The sequence below is a fragment of the Rubrivivax albus genome, assembly GCF_004016515.1.
Lineage (GTDB): Bacteria > Pseudomonadota > Gammaproteobacteria > Burkholderiales > Burkholderiaceae_C > Rubrivivax > Rubrivivax albus.
Map to the genome: position 1 here is coordinate 137,977 of NZ_SACT01000009.1, position 16,254 is coordinate 154,230.

Below are 16,254 nucleotides of genomic sequence, written 5' to 3' on the forward strand. Positions count from 1 at the left end.
CGGTTTCCGTGGACAAGATCCTGCTCCAGATCGCGGCCGAACTGAAGGTTCGGCCGGCCCAGGTGAAGGCGGCCGTCGACCTGCTCGACGGCGGCGCCACCGTGCCCTTCATCGCCCGCTACCGCAAGGAGGCCACCGACGGCCTCGACGACATCCAGCTGCGCGAGCTGGAAGCCCGCCTGGCCTACCTGCGCGAACTGGAGGACCGGCGCGAGACCGTGCTGCGCAGCATCGAGGAGCAGGGCAAGCTGACCCCGGACCTGCGTGCGGCCATCGAGGCCGCGGCCACCAAGCAGGACCTGGAGGACCTCTACCTGCCCTACAAGCCCAAGCGCCGCACCAAGGGCATGATCGCCCGCGAAGCCGGGCTGGAGCCGCTGGCCGACCGGCTGTTCGCCGACCCGAGCCTGGCGCCGCTGACCGAGGCGGCCGCGTTCGTGAACGCCGAGGCCGGCTTTGCCGACGCCCACGCGGTGCTGGATGGCGTGCGCGACCTGCTCAGCGAGCGCTGGGCCGAGGACGCTACGCTGGTCGGCAGCCTGCGCGAATGGCTGTGGGCCGAGGGCCGGCTGCAGAGCCGCCTGGCCGCCGGCAAGGACGGCACGCATGCCGACGCCGCCAAGTTCCGCGACTACTTCGAGTACGACGAGCCGATCGCACGCGTGCCCAGCCACCGCGCGCTGGCCGTGTTCCGTGGGCGCACCCAGGAGTGGCTGGATGCCAAGCTGGTGCTGGACGAGGAACTCGTCCCGGGTCAGCCTTCGCTTGCGGAAGGAAGGATCGCCCGCCACCTGGGCTGGAGCCACGCCAAGCGCCCGGCCGACGACCTGATCCGCAAGACCGTGGCCTGGACCTGGAAGGTCAAGCTCAGCCTGAGCCTGGAGCGCGACCTCTTCGCCCGCCTGCGCGAGGACGCCGAGGCGGTGGCGATCAAGGTCTTCGCCGACAACCTGCGTGATCTGCTGCTCGCCGCACCCGCCGGCCCACGCGCGGTGATGGGCCTGGACCCGGGCATCCGCACCGGGGTCAAGGTGGCCGTGGTCAGCGCCACCGGCAAGGTGCTGGACACGGCCACCGTCTACCCGCACGAGCCCCGCAACGACTGGGAAGGCAGCCTGCATGTGCTGGGCCGTCTCGTGGCCACCCACGGCGTGGCACTGATCGCCATCGGCAACGGCACCGCCAGCCGCGAGACCGACAAGCTGGCCGGCGACCTGATCAAGCGGGTGCAGAAGATCACGCCCGATGTGAAGCTGGAGAAGCTGGTGGTCAGCGAGGCCGGCGCCTCGGTCTATTCGGCCAGCGAGTACGCCAGCAAGGAACTGCCGGAACTCGACGTGAGCCTGCGCGGTGCGGTGAGCATTGCGCGCCGCGTGCAGGACCCGCTGGCCGAGCTGGTGAAGATCGACCCCAAGAGCATCGGCGTGGGCCAGTACCAGCACGACGTGAACCAGAGCGGCCTGGCGCGCAGCCTGGACGCGGTGGTGGAGGACTGCGTCAACAAGGTCGGCGTGGACCTCAACACCGCCAGCGCACCGCTGCTGTCGCGCGTGTCGGGCCTGAGCGCCACGGTGGCCGGTGCCATCGTGCGCTGGCGCGATGCGCACGGTGCGTTCCGCTCGCGCCAGCAGCTGCTGGACGTCTCGGGTCTGGGCCCTCGCACCTTCGAGCAGGCCGCCGGTTTCCTGCGCATCCGCGACGGCGACAACCCGCTGGACATGACCGGCGTGCACCCGGAGACCTACCCGGTGGTCGAGCGCATCCTGGCCGCCACGCAGCGGCCGATCACCGAAGTGATGGGCCGCGGCGAGGTGCTCAAGGCGCTGAAGCCCGAGACGCTGGCCGACGCGACCTTCGGGCCGATCACGGTGAAGGACATCCTGGCCGAGCTGGAGAAACCCGGCCGCGACCCGCGGCCTGATTTCGTCGTCGCCCGCTTCAACGACGGCGTCGAGAACATCAAGGACCTGCAGCCGGGCATGGTGCTGCAGGGCACGGTGAGCAACGTGGCGCAGTTCGGCGCCTTCGTCGACCTGGGCGTGCATCAGGACGGGCTGGTGCACGTGAGCCAGCTGTCCAACAAGTTCGTCAGCGACGCGCGCGAGGTGGTCAAGACCGGCGACGTGGTCAAGGTGCGCGTGCTGGAGGTGGACCTGCAGCGCGGGCGGATCTCGCTGACGATGAAGCTGGACGCGGCTGCGCCGAAGCCCGGCGCGGGCGGCGACAACCGCTACCGTGCCGCGGGCCGGGACGAACGCAGCCGCGGCGGCGCGCGTCCGGAGCCGGCCGGGCAGAGCGCGATGGCCGCGGCCTTCGCGAAGCTGCAGCGGCGGTGAACCGGCGGTGAGCACGCCCGCGTTGCAGGTCTACGCCGGGCCGCGCGCCCGTGCGCTGCTGCGCGAACGCGGATTGCGAGCGCAGGACGTGCGCGTGATCCCGGCGGCCGCCGGCGGTGCCAAGGGCCTGGTGCTCAATCCGCTGGACCGCTTCCTCTTCGGCCACTGGCTGCCACGCGCGGACCAGACCGTGCACCTGATGGGCGCCTCCATCGGTGCCTGGCGCATGGCCGCCGGCTGCCTGGCCGACCCGGAAGCGGCGCTTGCCCGCCTGGCCGAGGACTATGTGATGCAGTCCTACCAGCATGCGCCGGGCAAGGCGCCGCTGGCCAGCCACGTCTCGGCGGTGTTCGGCGCCAAGCTCGACGAGCATTTCGCCGGCCGCGAGGCCGAGGTGCTGGCGCACCCGCGCTACCGGCTGCACGTGTTCACCAGCCACGGCCGCCACCTGCTGTCACGCCAGGGCCGCTGGCGCACGCCGCTGGGCTACGCCGGTGCCTTCTTCGGCAACGCCGTGCATCGGCGCGCGCTGGGCGGCTGGATCGAGAGGGTGGTGTTCGCCGATGCGCGCGAACCCTTCCCGCTGCCGACCTCGGACTTCCGCAGCCAGGTCGTGCCGCTGTCGGCCGCCAACCTGCAGCCGGCCATCCTGGCCAGCTGCTCGATCCCGTTCTGGTTGGACGCGGTGCACGACATCCCCGGCGGCCCGCGCGGCGCCTACTGGGACGGCGGCATCACCGACTACCACCTTCACCTGCCGTACGACGCGCTGCCCGACGGGATCGCGCTGTACCCGCACTTCCAGCCGCAGATCGTACCCGGCTGGCTGGACAAGGCCTTCAAGGCCCGGCATCGGGCCACGCGCTGGCTGGACCCGCTGGTGGTGCTGGTGCCGCACCCGGACTGGGTGCGGGCGCTGCCGGGCGGCAAGCTGCCCGACCGCAACGACTTCAAGGTCTACGGCGACGACCACGCCGGCCGGCAGCGCGTCTGGCGCGGTGCCATCGCCGAGAGCCAGCGCCTGGCCGAAGAGTTTGCACGCCTGTGCGAGCGCGACACGGTCGACGCGCTGTCGCTGCCGTGACTACAATCGGCTTCGTCCAAAACGATCCAAGAGCAGGAAAGGCACGACGGGTTATGACACCGCGGACTACGCGCACCACCTTCACCAGGCCCTGAGCCCTGGCCGCGCCGTCACGCCCGTACCCCTACGTACCCTGGTCAGCAAGCGCGGCACAGCCCGCGCTTTTTGTTTTCCTGCAGGAGATTCACGATGATCCAGATCACGCTGCCCGACGGCTCGAAACGCGAGTTCCCGGGCCCTGTCACGGTGGCCGATGTGGCCGCCTCCATAGGCGCCGGCCTGGCCAAGGCAGCACTCGGGGGCAAGGTCGACGGCAGGCTGGTGGACACGAGCCACCGCATCGAGGCCGATGCGCAGCTGGCCATCGTCACGGACAAGGACGCCGACGGCCTGGAGATGATCCGCCACTCCACGGCCCACCTGCTGGCCTATGCGGTGAAGGAACTGTTCCCCGACGCGCAGGTGACGATCGGCCCGGTCATCGACAACGGCTTCTACTACGACTTCAGCTACAAGCGAGCCTTCACGCCGGAGGACCTGGCCGCCATCGAGCAGCGCATGGCCGAACTGGCGAAGAAGGACGAGAAGGTCGAGCGCCGCGTGCTGCCGCGTGACGAGGCCGTGGCGCACTTCAAGGCCATGGGGGAGCACTACAAGGCCGAGATCATTGGGAGCATCCCGGCTGGCGAGGATGTGAGCCTGTACCGCGAAGGCGGCTTCGAGGACCTGTGCCGCGGTCCGCACGTGCCCAGCACGGGCAAGCTCCGGCACTTCAAGCTGATGAAGGTGGCCGGCGCCTACTGGCGCGGCGATCACCGCAACGAGATGCTGCAGCGCATCTATGGCACGGCCTGGGCGACGAAGGACGACCTGCAGAAGTACCTGCTGATGCTGGAGGAGGCCGAGAAGCGCGACCACCGCAAGCTCGGCCGCGAACTCGACCTGTTCCACCTGGACGAGCACAGCCCGGGCACGGTGTTCTGGCACCCCAAGGGCTGGGCGGTGTGGCAGGTGGTGGAGCAGTACATGCGCGCCGTCTACCGCGACAACGGCTACCAGGAGGTCAAGGGCCCGCAGATCCTGGACCAGGCCCTCTGGGAGAAGACGGGCCACTGGGACAAGTACAGGGAGAACATGTTCACGACGGAATCGGAGAAGCGCGACTACGCGCTCAAGCCGATGAACTGCCCCGGCCACATCCTGATCTTCAAGCAGGGCATCAAGAGCTACCGCGACCTGCCGCTGCGCTACGGCGAGTTCGGCGCCTGTCACCGCAACGAGCCCACGGGTGGCCTGCACGGCATCATGCGCGTGCGCGCCTTCACGCAGGACGACGGCCACATCTTCTGCACGGAGGATGCGATCCTGCCCGAGTGCGTGACGTACACGGCGCTGCTGCAGAAGGTCTACGCCGATTTCGGCTTCACGGAGATCCTCTACAAGGTGGCCACGCGGCCGGCGGCGCGCATCGGGTCGGACGCCATCTGGGACAAGGCCGAACACGCGCTGAAGGAGAGCCTGCGCCAGGCCGGCGTCGAGTTCGTCATCGCCCCGGGCGACGGCGCCTTCTACGGCCCGAAGATCGAGTACACGCTCAAGGATGCCCTGGGCCGTGAGTGGCAGTGCGGCACGATGCAGGTCGACTTCAGCATGGCGCAGCGCCTGGACGCCGAATACGTGGCCGAGGACGGCAGCCGCCAGCACCCGGTGATGCTGCACCGGGCCATCGTCGGCAGCCTGGAGCGTTTCATCGGGATCCTGATCGAGCAGCACGCCGGTGCGCTGCCCGCCTGGCTGGCGCCGGTGCAGGTGGTGGTGGCCCCGATCACCGACGATCAGGCCGACTACGCCGCATCCGTCGTGAAAACGCTGCAAAAACAAGGAGTTAGGGTCCAGAGCGATTTGCGGAACCAGAAGATCACGTATAAAATCCGCGAGCATTCGATGCAAAAGGTCCCGTACATCCTTGTCGTGGGTGACAAGGAAAAGGCCAACGGGGCCGTTTCCGTGCGCGCCCGGGGCAACCGGGACCTCGGGGTCATGCCGGTCGACGACTTCGCGCAGAAGCTCGCCGACGACATCGCCCGCAAGGTCTGACCGCTCCGCCGCGCCTTGTTTTTCATTTGCGGCGCCAGGGCCTGAGCGTCGCGCAGAGAGGTCTGAACCATCGCTACCTTCATGGACCGCCGCGTCCCGAACGCGGAGCGCAAGCACCGGTTGAACCGGGAGATCATGGTGCCGCAGGTGCGCCTGAACGGGGTCGAGAACGAGCCACTGGGTATCGTCCCCACGTACGAAGCGTTGCGCATGGCCGGGGAGCTGGACGTCGATCTGGTCGAGATCGCCGCCACCGCCGACCCGCCGGTGTGCCGGTTGATGGACTACGGCAAGTTCAAGTACCAGGAGCAGAAGCGCGCCGCCGAGGCCAAGGCCAAGCAGAAGGTCATCGAGGTCAAGGAAGTCAAGTTCCGGCCCGGTACCGACGAAGGCGACTACAACATCAAGATGCGCAACCTGCGCCGCTTCATCGCCGAGGACGGCGACAAGGGCAAGGTCACGCTGAGGTTCCGGGGGCGCGAGATCACCCACCAGGAGATCGGGATGCGGCTGCTCGAGCGCATCCGCGACGAACTGGCCGACGTCGCGGTCGTGGAGCACATGCCCAAGCTCGAAGGGCGCCAGATGATCATGGTGCTGGCGCCCAAGCGAAAGTAGAAGAGATCACCGCATTCGCGGGTCAGGTTGGTCGCCTGGCCCACGAGAGAAGCCGCTGCAGGCCAGCAAGCACCACGCCCGTGGTCGCCTGCAGGGGCATACATAGAAGGAGCATTCATGCCCAAGATGAAGACCAAGAGCAGCGCGAAGAAGCGTTTTCGCGTCCGTCCGGGTGGCACCGTCAAGCGGGGCCAGGCGTTCAAGCGCCACATCCTGACCAAGAAGACCACGAAGAACAAGCGCCACCTGCGTGGGGCTGCCAACGTGCACGAGACCAACATGGGCCACATCGCCGCGATGCTGCCCTTCGCTGGCCTCTGATCTTCAAGACGGACTAGGAGAGAACACATGCCTCGCGTCAAACGTGGTGTCACCGCCCATGCGCGTCACAAGAAGATCCTGAAGCTCGCCAAGGGCTTCCGGGGCCGCCGCAAGAACGTCTTCCGCATCGCCAAGCAGGCGGTGATGAAGGCCGGGCAGTACGCCTACCGTGACCGCCGCACCCGCAAGCGGGTGTTCCGCCAGCTCTGGATCGCGCGGATCAACGCCGCGTCTCGCGAGCTTGGCGTCACCTACAGCAAATTCATGGCTGGCCTGAAGAAGGCCAACATCGGGCTCGACCGCAAGGTCCTGGCCGACATGGCCGTGAACGACCCGGCTGCCTTTGGCAGCATCGTGGAGAAGGTGAAGGCCCAGCTCGCTTGACCCGCCATGCCGGCCTCGTGCCGGCATGAGTCGAGCTTCTCAAGGCCGTCACCTCGGGGCGGCCTTTTTTCATTCTTTCTTTGCCCCCGATGTCCGAACTCGAACAACTGGTCGACGCCGCGCGCAGCGATTTCGCCGCCGCAGCCAGCCCGGCCGCGCTGGAGGACGCCAAGGCGCGCTACCTCGGCAAGGCCGGCCGCGTGACCGAGCAGCTCAAGGCGCTGGGCCAGCTCCCGCCCGAGGAGAAGAAGGCGCGCGGTGCGCAGATCAACCAGGCCAAGCAGCAGATCGAGGGACTTCTCGGCGAACGGCGCGAAGCCCTGGCTGCCGCGGAACTCGAACGCCAGCTGCAGGCCGAGGCCCTGGACGTGACGCTGCCCGGTCGCCAGCGCGGCATGGGTGGCCTGCACCCGGTCAGCCGCACGATCGAGCGCATCGAGGCCATCTTTGGCAGCATGGGCTTCGACGTGGCCGACGGCCCCGAGATCGAGACCGACTGGTTCAACTTCACTGCGCTCAACAGCCCGGAAAACCACCCGGCGCGGTCGATGCAGGACACGTTCTATGTCGACCTGAAGGACGCCGAAGGCCGGCCGCTGAACCTGCGCACGCACACCAGCCCGATGCAGGTGCGCTATGCGAAGGCGCATGTCGCGCGGCATGCCGAGGCCCTGGCCCGCGGTGAGCCCATCCCGGAAATCCGCGTCATTGCGCCGGGCCGCACCTACCGCGTGGACAGTGACGCCACGCACTCACCGATGTTCCACCAGTGCGAAGGCCTGTGGATCGGTGAGAACGTCAGCTTCAAGGACCTGAAGGCCGTCTTCAGCGACTTCCTGCGCCGCTTCTTCGAGACCGACGACCTGACCGTGCGGTTCCGGCCATCGTTCTTTCCGTTCACCGAACCGTCGGCCGAGGTCGACCTGGCCTTCGGCGACGGCCCGTTGAAGGGCAGTTGGCTGGAGGTGGCCGGCTCGGGCCAGGTGCACCCCAACGTGGTGCGCAACTTCGGGCTCGACCCGGAGCGCTACATCGGCTTCGCGTTTGGCATGGGTCCGGACCGCCTGACCATGCTGCGCTACGGCATCACCGACCTGCGCCTGTTCTTCGAGAACGACCTGCGCTTCCTGTCCCAGTTCAAGTAAGCCGCACCCGAGATGCAATTCCCCGAATCCTGGTTGCGCGAGTTCTGCAACCCCCCGCTGGACACGGCTGACCTGGCCGAACTGCTGACCATGGCCGGCCTGGAGGTCGAGGAGACCCGTCCCGTGGCGCCGCCGTTCAGCGGCATCGTGGTCGCCGAGATCCTGACGGCCGAGCCGCACCCGCAGGCCGACCGCCTGCGCGTGTGCAGCGTCGCCGTGGGGCAGGGCGACCCGCTGCAGATCGTCTGCGGCGCGCCCAACGCGCGCGCCGGCCTGAAGGCGCCGCTGGCCATGGTGGGCGCCGAACTGCCCCCTGGCGACGATGGCAAGCCCTTCAAGATCGGCGTGGGCAAGCTGCGCGGCGTGGAAAGCCGAGGCATGCTGTGCTCGGCCAAGGAGCTCAAGCTCTCCGACGACCACGGCGGCCTGCTCGAACTGGCGGCCGATGCGCCCGTGGGTGCCGACATCCGCGACCACTTGAAGCTCGACGACACGCTGTTCACGCTCAAGCTCACGCCCAACCTGGCGCATGCGCTGTCGGTGTACGGCATCGCACGCGAGGTGTCGGCGCTGACCGGTGCGCCGCTGAAGACGCCGGCCTTCCTGCCGGTGCCACCGAGTCACGATGCGAAGCTGCCGGTGCGCGTGGAGGCGCCCGACCTCTGCGGCCGCTTCTCCGGCCGCATCGTGCGCGGCGTGGACACCCAGGCGAAGACGCCGGCGTGGATGGTCGACCGCCTGGCCAGGTGCGGGCAGCGCAGCGTCTCGGCGCTGGTGGACATCTCCAACTACGTGATGTTCGAGTACGGGCGACCCTCCCACATTTTCGACCTCGACAAGATCGACGGCGAACTGGTCGTGCGCTGGGGCCGCGACGGCGAACAACTGGAACTGCTCAACGGCAACACCGTGAGCGTGGACGGCAGCGTGGGCGTGATCGCCGACCGTGCGCGCGTGGAGTCGCTGGCCGGCATCATGGGCGGCGAACACACCGCCGTCTCCGACAGCACGCGCAGCGTCTACGTCGAGGCCGCGTTCTGGTGGCCCGATGCCGTGGCCGGCCGTTCGCGCCGCTACGGTTTCGCCACCGACGCCGGCCATCGCTTCGAACGTGGCGTGGACCCGGCGCTGACGGTCGAGCACATCGAGCGCATCACCGCACTGATCGTGGAGATCTGCGGCACGCCCGACACCATGGTCGGACCGATGGACGACCAGATCCTGAACCTGCCTTCGCCTCAACCCGTCACGCTGCGCGTGGCGCGGGCGGTCAAGGTCATCGGGATGCCGCTGACCCAGGCGCAGTGCGCCGACGTGTTCCGTGGCCTGGGTCTGGCGTGCGTGGAAGGCGAGGGCACTCTGACCGTCACGCCGCCGTCTTGGCGCTTCGACCTGCGCATCGAAGAGGACCTGATCGAAGAGGTTGCACGCATCGTCGGCTACGACCAGTTGCCGCCGACGGCGCCGGTGGCGCCTGTCATGGCGCGTGCGCAGCCCGAACGCCGCCGCAGCGTGCATGCCGTCAAGCATGCGCTGGCTGCCCGCGGCTACCAGGAGACCATCAACTTCAGCTTCGTCGAGGCGCGCTGGGAGCACGAACTGGCCGACAACCCCGACCCGATCCGCGTGCTCAACCCCATCGCGGCTCCGCTGGCCGTGATGCGGTCCAGCCTGCTGGCGAGCCTGGTGGGGGTGCTTCGGCACAACCTGGCCCGCCGCGCGCCGCGCGTGCGCGTCTTCGAGACCGGCCGGGTGTTCCGCCGCGACCCACGGGCCCGGGACGGCGCCATCAGCGTGGCCGGCCTGGTGCAGCCGCGCAGGGTGGCCGGGCTGGCCTGGGGCCCGGCCGCTGCGCTGCAATGGGGCGAGGCGGAGCGGGCGGTCGACTTCTTCGACGTCAAGGGCGATGTCGAGGCGCTGCTGGCGCCGATGCGCCCGCGCTTCGTCGCCGACACGCATCCGGCGCTGCACCCGGGCCGCTGTGCTGCGGTCAAGATCGACGGTCAGCTGATCGGCCATGTCGGCGAACTGCACCCACGTTGGCGCCAGGCCTACGACCTGCCGTCGGCGCCGGTGCTGTTCGAACTGGACCTCGATACCGTCATGGCGCGCCCGCTGCCGGCACCGCAGCCGCTGCCCCGCCAGCCCGGCGCCGTGCGCGACATCGCGCTGGTGGTGACCGATGGCGTGGCGCACGACGCGCTGATCGCCACCCTGGCCGACGACCCGCTGGTGCGCCAGGTGACGCTGTTCGACATCTACCGACCGGCGCAACCTGGTGGTGGCCTGGCCGCCGGTGAGCGCAGCCTGGCACTGCGCCTGGATCTGCTCGACCCCACGGCCACGTTGACCGACGAGCGCATCGACGCCGTGGTCACCGCCGCCGTGGCGCGTGCAGCACAGGCCCATGGCGCGCGCCTGCGGGCTTGAAGGAGCACATGCCCATGAACGACCAAGACAACCCGCGCAGTGGCGACGCCGGCCGGCCGGTGATCCTGCCGTCGCTGGAGACGCCTACGCTGACCAAGGCCGACCTGGCCGAACTGCTGTTCGACCGCCTGGGCCTGAACAAGCGCGAATCCAAGGACATGGTCGAAGCCTTCTTCGACATCGTGCACGGCACCCTGGTGAGCGGTCAGGATGTCAAGCTGTCGGGCTTTGGCAACTTCAACATCCGGCGCAAGGCCCCGCGCCCCGGGCGCAACCCGCGCACGGGCGAGTCCATCCCCATCAAGGCGCGCCAGGTGGTCACCTTCCACGCCAGTCACAAGTTGAAGTCACTCGTGCAGGGCGACACGCCGGGGGGGGAAGACTTCGAGTAAAGTCTGGAAACTTCCTCCGATCTCCTTGATTTGAATGGAGAATCAGCTCCCACCGATCCCTGCCAAGCGCTACTTCACGATCGGTGAGGTGAGCGAGCTCTGCGGCGTCAAGCCGTACGTGCTGCGGTACTGGGAGCAGGAGTTCACCCAGCTCAAGCCCATGAAGCGCCGGGGCAACCGGCGCTACTACCAGCACCACGAGGTGCTGCTGGTCCGGCGCATCCGCGAGCTGCTCTACGACCAGGGGTTCACGATCAGCGGGGCCCGCAATCGCCTCACCGACCACGGCGGTCTGATCAGCAGCCCGGAGCGCGCCGAAGACAACGCGTTGGCAGCGGCAGATATGCCCGATGAAACCGTCGAGCCCCCGGCCCGCCACAACACCCCGGCGGCGTCCGCTCCAGCGGCAGCACCGGTGATGGACGCCCGCCAGCTGCGCGCCGAACTCGAAGCAATCGCCGCGCTGCTGCGGACGTGAAATCGCCCGTTCCGCGGGTTATACTGCGCGCTTCGTCGGGGCGTAGCGCAGCCTGGTAGCGCACTTGCATGGGGTGCAAGGGGTCGCGAGTTCGAATCCCGCCGTCCCGACCATCGAACGGCAAAGCCCGGTGTCCACAAGGCACCGGGCTTTTGCTTTGCTGCTCGTCAGACGCGTCGGCAAGCCTCAATCGTTGCCGGCGGTCTCCGCGCCGCTGCGATCGGGCTGGATGTTCTGCGCCAGATCACCCTTGGGGCCCTTGACCACCTCGAAGGTCACGCGGCTGCCCTGCTTCAGCGTGCGGAAGCCGTCCATCTGCACCGCCGAGAAATGGGCGAACACGTCACCGCCGCCGCCATCGGGCTCGATGAAGCCGAAGCCCTTGGCGTCGTTGAACCACTTGACGGTACCTGCAGGCATGCCAACTCCTCGTCGCCCCCGGGCGCCGCGAAATTCTGGCGTCGGTCGGAAAAGGGTGTCAACCCTTCGGCGACCCTCTCGTTGGTCACGCACTGGTCGCGACCATGGCGCACTTGGGCGACACGCGAAGCGTGTCGAAGTCACGATCAGCCACCGAAGTGGCCGCGAATTCCCCGCCTTTGCCGGCGCCGCCAGGGCGCAAGATGACACGGTCGCCGAAGCCCCCGCCTGGCGTTACGGCAGCGCCCTGTGCATAGAATGACCCATGTCCGATGACACCCCGAAGACACCCAAGCTGCCACCCTCCGCACCGCGGCGGGATGGTGGTGATGGCGCCGTCGTCGTCGAGCGCAAGCGGGCGCGCACCAAGCCACCGGGGCTGTACCAGGTGGTGCTGCTGAACGACGACTACACGCCGATGGAATTCGTCGTGATGGTGCTGCAGCACTTCTTCCAGCACGATGTGGACACGGCCACCCACATCATGTTGAAGATCCACCACGAAGGTCGCGGGGTCTGCGGCGTCTACACCAAGGACGTCGCCGCGACCAAGGTAGAACTCGTCCTTGCAGCCGCCCGTCGAGACGGGCATCCGCTGCAGTGCATTATGGAGGCCGCATGATCGCGCAAGAACTGGAAGTCAGCCTGCACATGGCGTTCGTGGAAGCACGCCAGCAGCGGCACGAGTTCATCACCGTGGAACACCTGCTGATGGCGCTGCTGGACAACCCCAGCGCCGCCGAGGTGCTGCGCGCCTGCGCCGCCAACATCGACGAGCTGCGCAAGAGCCTGTCCACCTTCATCAAGGAGAACACGCCCACCGTGTCCGGCACGGAAGAGGTGGACACGCAGCCCACGCTGGGCTTCCAGCGGGTGATCCAGCGCGCCATCATGCACGTTCAGAGCACGGGCAGCGGCAAGAAAGAAGTCACCGGCGCCAACGTGCTGGTGGCGATCTTCGGCGAGAAGGATTCGCACGCCGTCTACTACCTGCACCAGCAGGGCGTGACGCGCCTGGACGTGGTGAACTACATCGCCCACGGCATCAAGAAGAGCGACCCGCCGGAGCCGCAGAAGCCGGCCGAGGGCAGCGGCGAAGGCGAGAAGGAAGAGACCACCGCCGCCGAAGGCAAGGGCTCGCCGCTCGAGCAGTTCACGCAGAACCTCAACCAGCAGGCCCGCGACGGCAAGATCGATCCGCTGATCGGCCGCGAGCACGAGGTCGAGCGCGTGATCCAGGTGCTGTGCCGCCGGCGGAAGAACAATCCTCTGCTGGTGGGTGAGGCCGGTGTGGGCAAGACCGCCATCGCCGAGGGCCTGGCCTGGCGCATCACCGAGAACGACGTGCCCGAGGTCCTGGCCGACGCCACTGTCTACGCGTTGGACATGGGCGCGCTGCTGGCCGGCACCAAGTACCGTGGTGACTTCGAGCAGCGTCTGAAGGGCGTGCTCAAGCAGCTCAAGGATCAGCCGGGCGCCATCCTCTTCATCGACGAGATCCACACCCTGATCGGCGCCGGCGCGGCCAGTGGCGGCACGCTGGACGCCAGCAACCTGCTCAAGCCCGCACTGAGCAGCGGCGCGATGAAGTGCATCGGCGCCACCACCTTCACCGAGTACCGCGGCATCTTCGAGAAGGACGCGGCGCTGTCGCGGCGCTTCCAGAAGGTGGACGTGGTCGAGCCCACGGTGGAGCAGACCATCGAGATCCTCAAGGGTCTGAAGAGCCGCTTCGAGGACCACCACCAGGTCAAGTACGCGCTGGGCGCGCTGCAGGCGGCGGCCGAGTTGTCGGCCAAGTACATCAACGACCGCCACCTGCCGGACAAGGCCATCGACGTCATCGACGAGGCCGGTGCCGCGCAGCGCATCCTGCCCAAGAGCAAGCAGAAGAAGACGATTTCGCGCAACGAGGTCGAGGAGATCGTCGCCAAGATCGCGCGCATCCCGCCGGCATCGGTGAGCAGCGACGACCGCAGCAAGCTCAAGACGCTGGACCGCGACCTCAAGAGCGTGGTCTTCGGCCAGGACCCGGCCATCGACGCACTGGCCGCGGCCATCAAGATGGCGCGCTCCGGTCTTGGCAAGCCCGACAAGCCGATCGGCAGCTTCCTGTTCAGCGGGCCCACCGGCGTCGGCAAGACCGAGGTGGCCAAGCAGCTGGCCTACATCCTGGGCATCGACCTGATCCGCTTCGACATGTCGGAGTACATGGAGCGCCACGCCGTCAGCCGCCTCATCGGCGCGCCGCCGGGCTACGTCGGCTTCGACCAGGGTGGGCTGCTGACCGAGGCCATCACCAAGAAGCCGCACGCCGTGCTGCTGATGGACGAGATCGAGAAGGCGCACCCCGATGTCTTCAATGTGCTGCTGCAGGTCATGGACCACGGCACGCTGACCGACAACAACGGGCGCAAGGCCGATTTCCGCAACGTGATCATCATCATGACCACGAACGCGGGGGCCGAGACCATGCAGAAGTCGGTCATCGGCTTCACCAATAAGCGCGAGCAGGGCGACGAGATGGCCGACCTCAAGCGCCTGTTCACGCCCGAGTTCCGCAACCGGCTGGACGCCACCGTCAGCTTCCGCGCCCTGGACGAGGAGATCATCCTGCGCGTGGTCGACAAGTTCCTGCTGCAGCTCGAGAGCCAGCTGGCGGAGAAGAAGGTGGAGGTCACCTTCACCGACAACCTGCGCAAGCACCTTGCGAAGAAGGGCTTCGATCCGCTGATGGGCGCGCGCCCGATGCAGCGCCTGATCCAGGACATGATCCGCCGCGCGCTGGCCGACGAACTGCTGTTCGGTCGCCTGGTGGATGGCGGCCGCCTGACGGTGGACCTGGACGACAAGGACGAGGTGGTGCTGGACATCCAGCCGCCGAAGAAGAGCGACAAACCCAAGGCCGAGGCGGCGCCGGCCTGAACGGCACGACCGGCCACGGCCGACGCGCGCTTCAGCGGCGGTTCGGCATGTCCGACGCCGGGTCCTGGCGATAGAACTGCGAGAACACCCCGTATAGCGCGGGGTGTTCGTCTTTCAGCGGCTGCGGCGCGACGAAGAAGGCCTCGCTGGCCACGGCGAAGAACTCGTCCTCACCTTGGGCGCCGTAGGGGTCGAGCAACGTGTGTTCCTCGGCCTCCACGCGCTGGCAGAAGGCAACGAACTCCGACTGCAGCGTCTGCAGCCAGCGCTGGCGCGGCAGGTCGGCAGGCAGGGGCGGCACGCCGTCGGAGAGCCCGTCGGCCATGTCCAGCACATGCGCGAATTCGTGGATCACCACGTTGTAGGCGCCCACGGCATCACGTCCGGCCTGGCGCACGTCGTGCCAGCTCAGCATCACCGGGCCGCCCTCCATCGCTTCGCCGGCCAGTTCCTCGTCGTACTCGTGCTGGATGCCGTCCTCGTCGATCACCTGGCGGCGGGCACGCACCGCATGTGGGTGCACGACGATGCCGACGAAGCCGTCGTATCGCTCCAACCCCAGGCGCAGGACGGGCAGGCAGGCCTGGGCGGCGATGGCCACGGCCACGTCGTCGGTCAACCGCAGGCCGCCGGCGGCGGTGAACTCCTTGCGGTCCAGGAAAAGGCTGGTCATGCGGCGCAGAGTGGCCTCGTCGGCGGGATCGCGGCGCTGCAGGAACGGATAGCGGATGCGCGTGCGCTTCCACAGATCGTCGGGGATCGGCCGCCGCGCCACCGCGCGCGCCTCGGCGAGGGCCCGCCAGCGGGCCAGCGGGGCCCGGAGCCAGTCGAAGGCGCTCACCGGGACACCGGCGGCAGGCGATCCAGACCGCGCACGGACAACCGCAATACCTCGGCGCGCTTGCCGTGGTCCAGGTCCCAGTCGCTCAGCACCTGACGGTCCAGCCCCGGCGCCAGCGTCTCGGCGCCGGGCCGGTGCGTGTGGCCGTGCACCAGGGTGGAAGCGCCCGCGGCGCGCAGCCAGGCGGCCGCCGCATCGGGGTCGACATCGGCCCACAGTTCCGGATCGATGCCGGTCTCACGCTTGCGAGCCTCGCTTGCCGCACGCGCGGCCGTGGCCTGCGCCAGGCGCGCGCTCAGCGGCTGGGCCAGGAACGCGCGCTGCCACTCATCGCCGCGGGACAGCGTGCGGAAGCGCTGGTACTCGGTGTCGGCCAGGCAGAGTTCGTCACCGTGCGTCAGCAACCATGACCGGTCGAAGGCCTGCAGCACCGTGGGATCACTCAGCACCTGCCAGCCGCAGGCTTCGCGCAGGGCGTCGCCAGCCAGGAAATCTCGGTTGCCCGCCATGAAGGCCAGGTGACGCCGGCGCGCGGTCTGCGCCAGTACGTCCAGGCACCGACGCTCGAAAGGTTGGTCACGCTGATCGTCACCAACCCAGAACTCGAACACGTCCCCGAGCAGCACGATGGCATCGGCTGGCGTGTGCAGTAGATGCGCCGCGAACGCATCGAAAGTCCGGGGCGTGGCCGCCGACAGGTGCAGGTCGGACAGCACATCGATGGCCTGCCAGTGCGCCGGCGCCGACCAGCGCATCGTCGGCGGCAGCGCCGGCAGGCCCATC

General features: G+C 68.3%; 15 protein-coding genes and 1 tRNA gene. 13 read left to right on the forward strand and 3 right to left on the reverse strand.

Annotation, left to right across the window (positions count from 1 at the left end; all coding sequences use genetic code 11):
* The first annotated feature begins 8 nt into the window (after window positions 1-8).
* From ENE75_RS21405 to ENE75_RS21455, 11 genes are all read left to right on the forward strand, one after another.
* Window positions 9-2,336, forward strand: coding sequence for a Tex family protein (locus ENE75_RS21405; protein WP_128200501.1), 2,328 nt, complete (start codon window positions 9-11; stop codon window positions 2,334-2,336).
* 7 nt (window positions 2,337-2,343) lie between these two features.
* Entirely contained in the window at window positions 2,344-3,420 is a 1,077-nt protein-coding gene (locus ENE75_RS24930; protein WP_158289038.1) for a patatin-like phospholipase family protein, read from the forward strand.
* A 189-nt stretch (window positions 3,421-3,609) separates the two neighbouring features.
* On the forward strand, window positions 3,610-5,517 hold the full coding sequence (gene thrS, locus ENE75_RS21415) for a threonine--tRNA ligase (protein ID WP_128200503.1): 1,908 nt from the start codon (window positions 3,610-3,612) through the stop codon (window positions 5,515-5,517).
* 81 nt (window positions 5,518-5,598) lie between these two features.
* Window positions 5,599-6,135 (forward strand): translation initiation factor IF-3, encoded by a 537-nt coding sequence (gene infC, locus ENE75_RS21420; protein WP_128200505.1) that lies wholly within the window; start codon window positions 5,599-5,601, stop codon window positions 6,133-6,135.
* Between the two features lie 117 nt (window positions 6,136-6,252).
* Window positions 6,253-6,456: a 50S ribosomal protein L35 gene (gene rpmI / locus ENE75_RS21425; RefSeq protein WP_128200507.1), complete on the forward strand. Its 204-nt coding sequence runs from the start codon at window positions 6,253-6,255 to the stop codon at window positions 6,454-6,456.
* 27 nt (window positions 6,457-6,483) lie between these two features.
* Window positions 6,484-6,840, forward strand: coding sequence for a 50S ribosomal protein L20 (gene rplT / locus ENE75_RS21430; protein ID WP_128200509.1), 357 nt, complete (start codon window positions 6,484-6,486; stop codon window positions 6,838-6,840).
* Window positions 6,841-6,929: 89 nt separating this feature from the next.
* Window positions 6,930-7,985, forward strand: coding sequence for a phenylalanine--tRNA ligase subunit alpha (gene pheS / locus ENE75_RS21435; RefSeq protein ID WP_128200511.1), 1,056 nt, complete (start codon window positions 6,930-6,932; stop codon window positions 7,983-7,985).
* A 12-nt stretch (window positions 7,986-7,997) separates the two neighbouring features.
* Complete coding sequence (gene pheT, locus ENE75_RS21440; RefSeq protein WP_128200513.1) at window positions 7,998-10,415, forward strand: phenylalanine--tRNA ligase subunit beta; 2,418 nt, start codon at window positions 7,998-8,000, stop codon at window positions 10,413-10,415.
* 14 nt (window positions 10,416-10,429) lie between these two features.
* Window positions 10,430-10,807, forward strand: coding sequence for an integration host factor subunit alpha (locus ENE75_RS21445; RefSeq protein ID WP_233259199.1), 378 nt, complete (start codon window positions 10,430-10,432; stop codon window positions 10,805-10,807).
* A 34-nt stretch (window positions 10,808-10,841) separates the two neighbouring features.
* Window positions 10,842-11,285: a MerR family transcriptional regulator gene (locus ENE75_RS21450; protein ID WP_128200517.1), complete on the forward strand. Its 444-nt coding sequence runs from the start codon at window positions 10,842-10,844 to the stop codon at window positions 11,283-11,285.
* Between the two features lie 36 nt (window positions 11,286-11,321).
* Window positions 11,322-11,398 (forward strand) — tRNA-Pro (locus ENE75_RS21455).
* 73 nt (window positions 11,399-11,471) lie between these two features.
* Here the strand turns inward: ENE75_RS21455 and ENE75_RS21460 are convergent.
* Entirely contained in the window at window positions 11,472-11,705 is a 234-nt protein-coding gene (locus ENE75_RS21460) for a cold-shock protein (RefSeq protein WP_128200519.1), read from the reverse strand.
* A 265-nt stretch (window positions 11,706-11,970) separates the two neighbouring features.
* Between ENE75_RS21460 and clpS the strand changes: the two genes are divergently transcribed.
* Together clpS and clpA are read left to right on the forward strand one after the other, a co-directional pair.
* Complete coding sequence (gene clpS / locus ENE75_RS21465; protein ID WP_128200521.1) at window positions 11,971-12,327, forward strand: ATP-dependent Clp protease adapter ClpS; 357 nt, start codon at window positions 11,971-11,973, stop codon at window positions 12,325-12,327.
* Window positions 12,324-14,630: an ATP-dependent Clp protease ATP-binding subunit ClpA gene (gene clpA / locus ENE75_RS21470; RefSeq protein ID WP_128200523.1), complete on the forward strand. Its 2,307-nt coding sequence runs from the start codon at window positions 12,324-12,326 to the stop codon at window positions 14,628-14,630. The genes clpS and clpA overlap by 4 nt, the downstream gene beginning before the upstream one ends.
* Before the next feature lie 31 nt (window positions 14,631-14,661).
* On the opposite strand, the gene ENE75_RS21475 is transcribed toward clpA, so the two are convergent.
* The gene (locus ENE75_RS21475) at window positions 14,662-15,471 is read right to left on the reverse strand and encodes a M90 family metallopeptidase (RefSeq protein WP_375138503.1); all 810 of its coding nucleotides are present in this window, start codon (window positions 15,469-15,471) and stop codon (window positions 14,662-14,664) included.
* A complete protein-coding gene (locus tag ENE75_RS21480) occupies window positions 15,468-16,253 on the reverse strand; it encodes a UDP-2,3-diacylglucosamine diphosphatase (RefSeq protein ID WP_128200525.1) in 786 nt (261 codons plus the stop codon). Before ENE75_RS21480 ends, ENE75_RS21475 begins: the two co-directional genes overlap by 4 nt.
* Between the last annotated feature and the right edge of the window lies 1 nt (window position 16,254).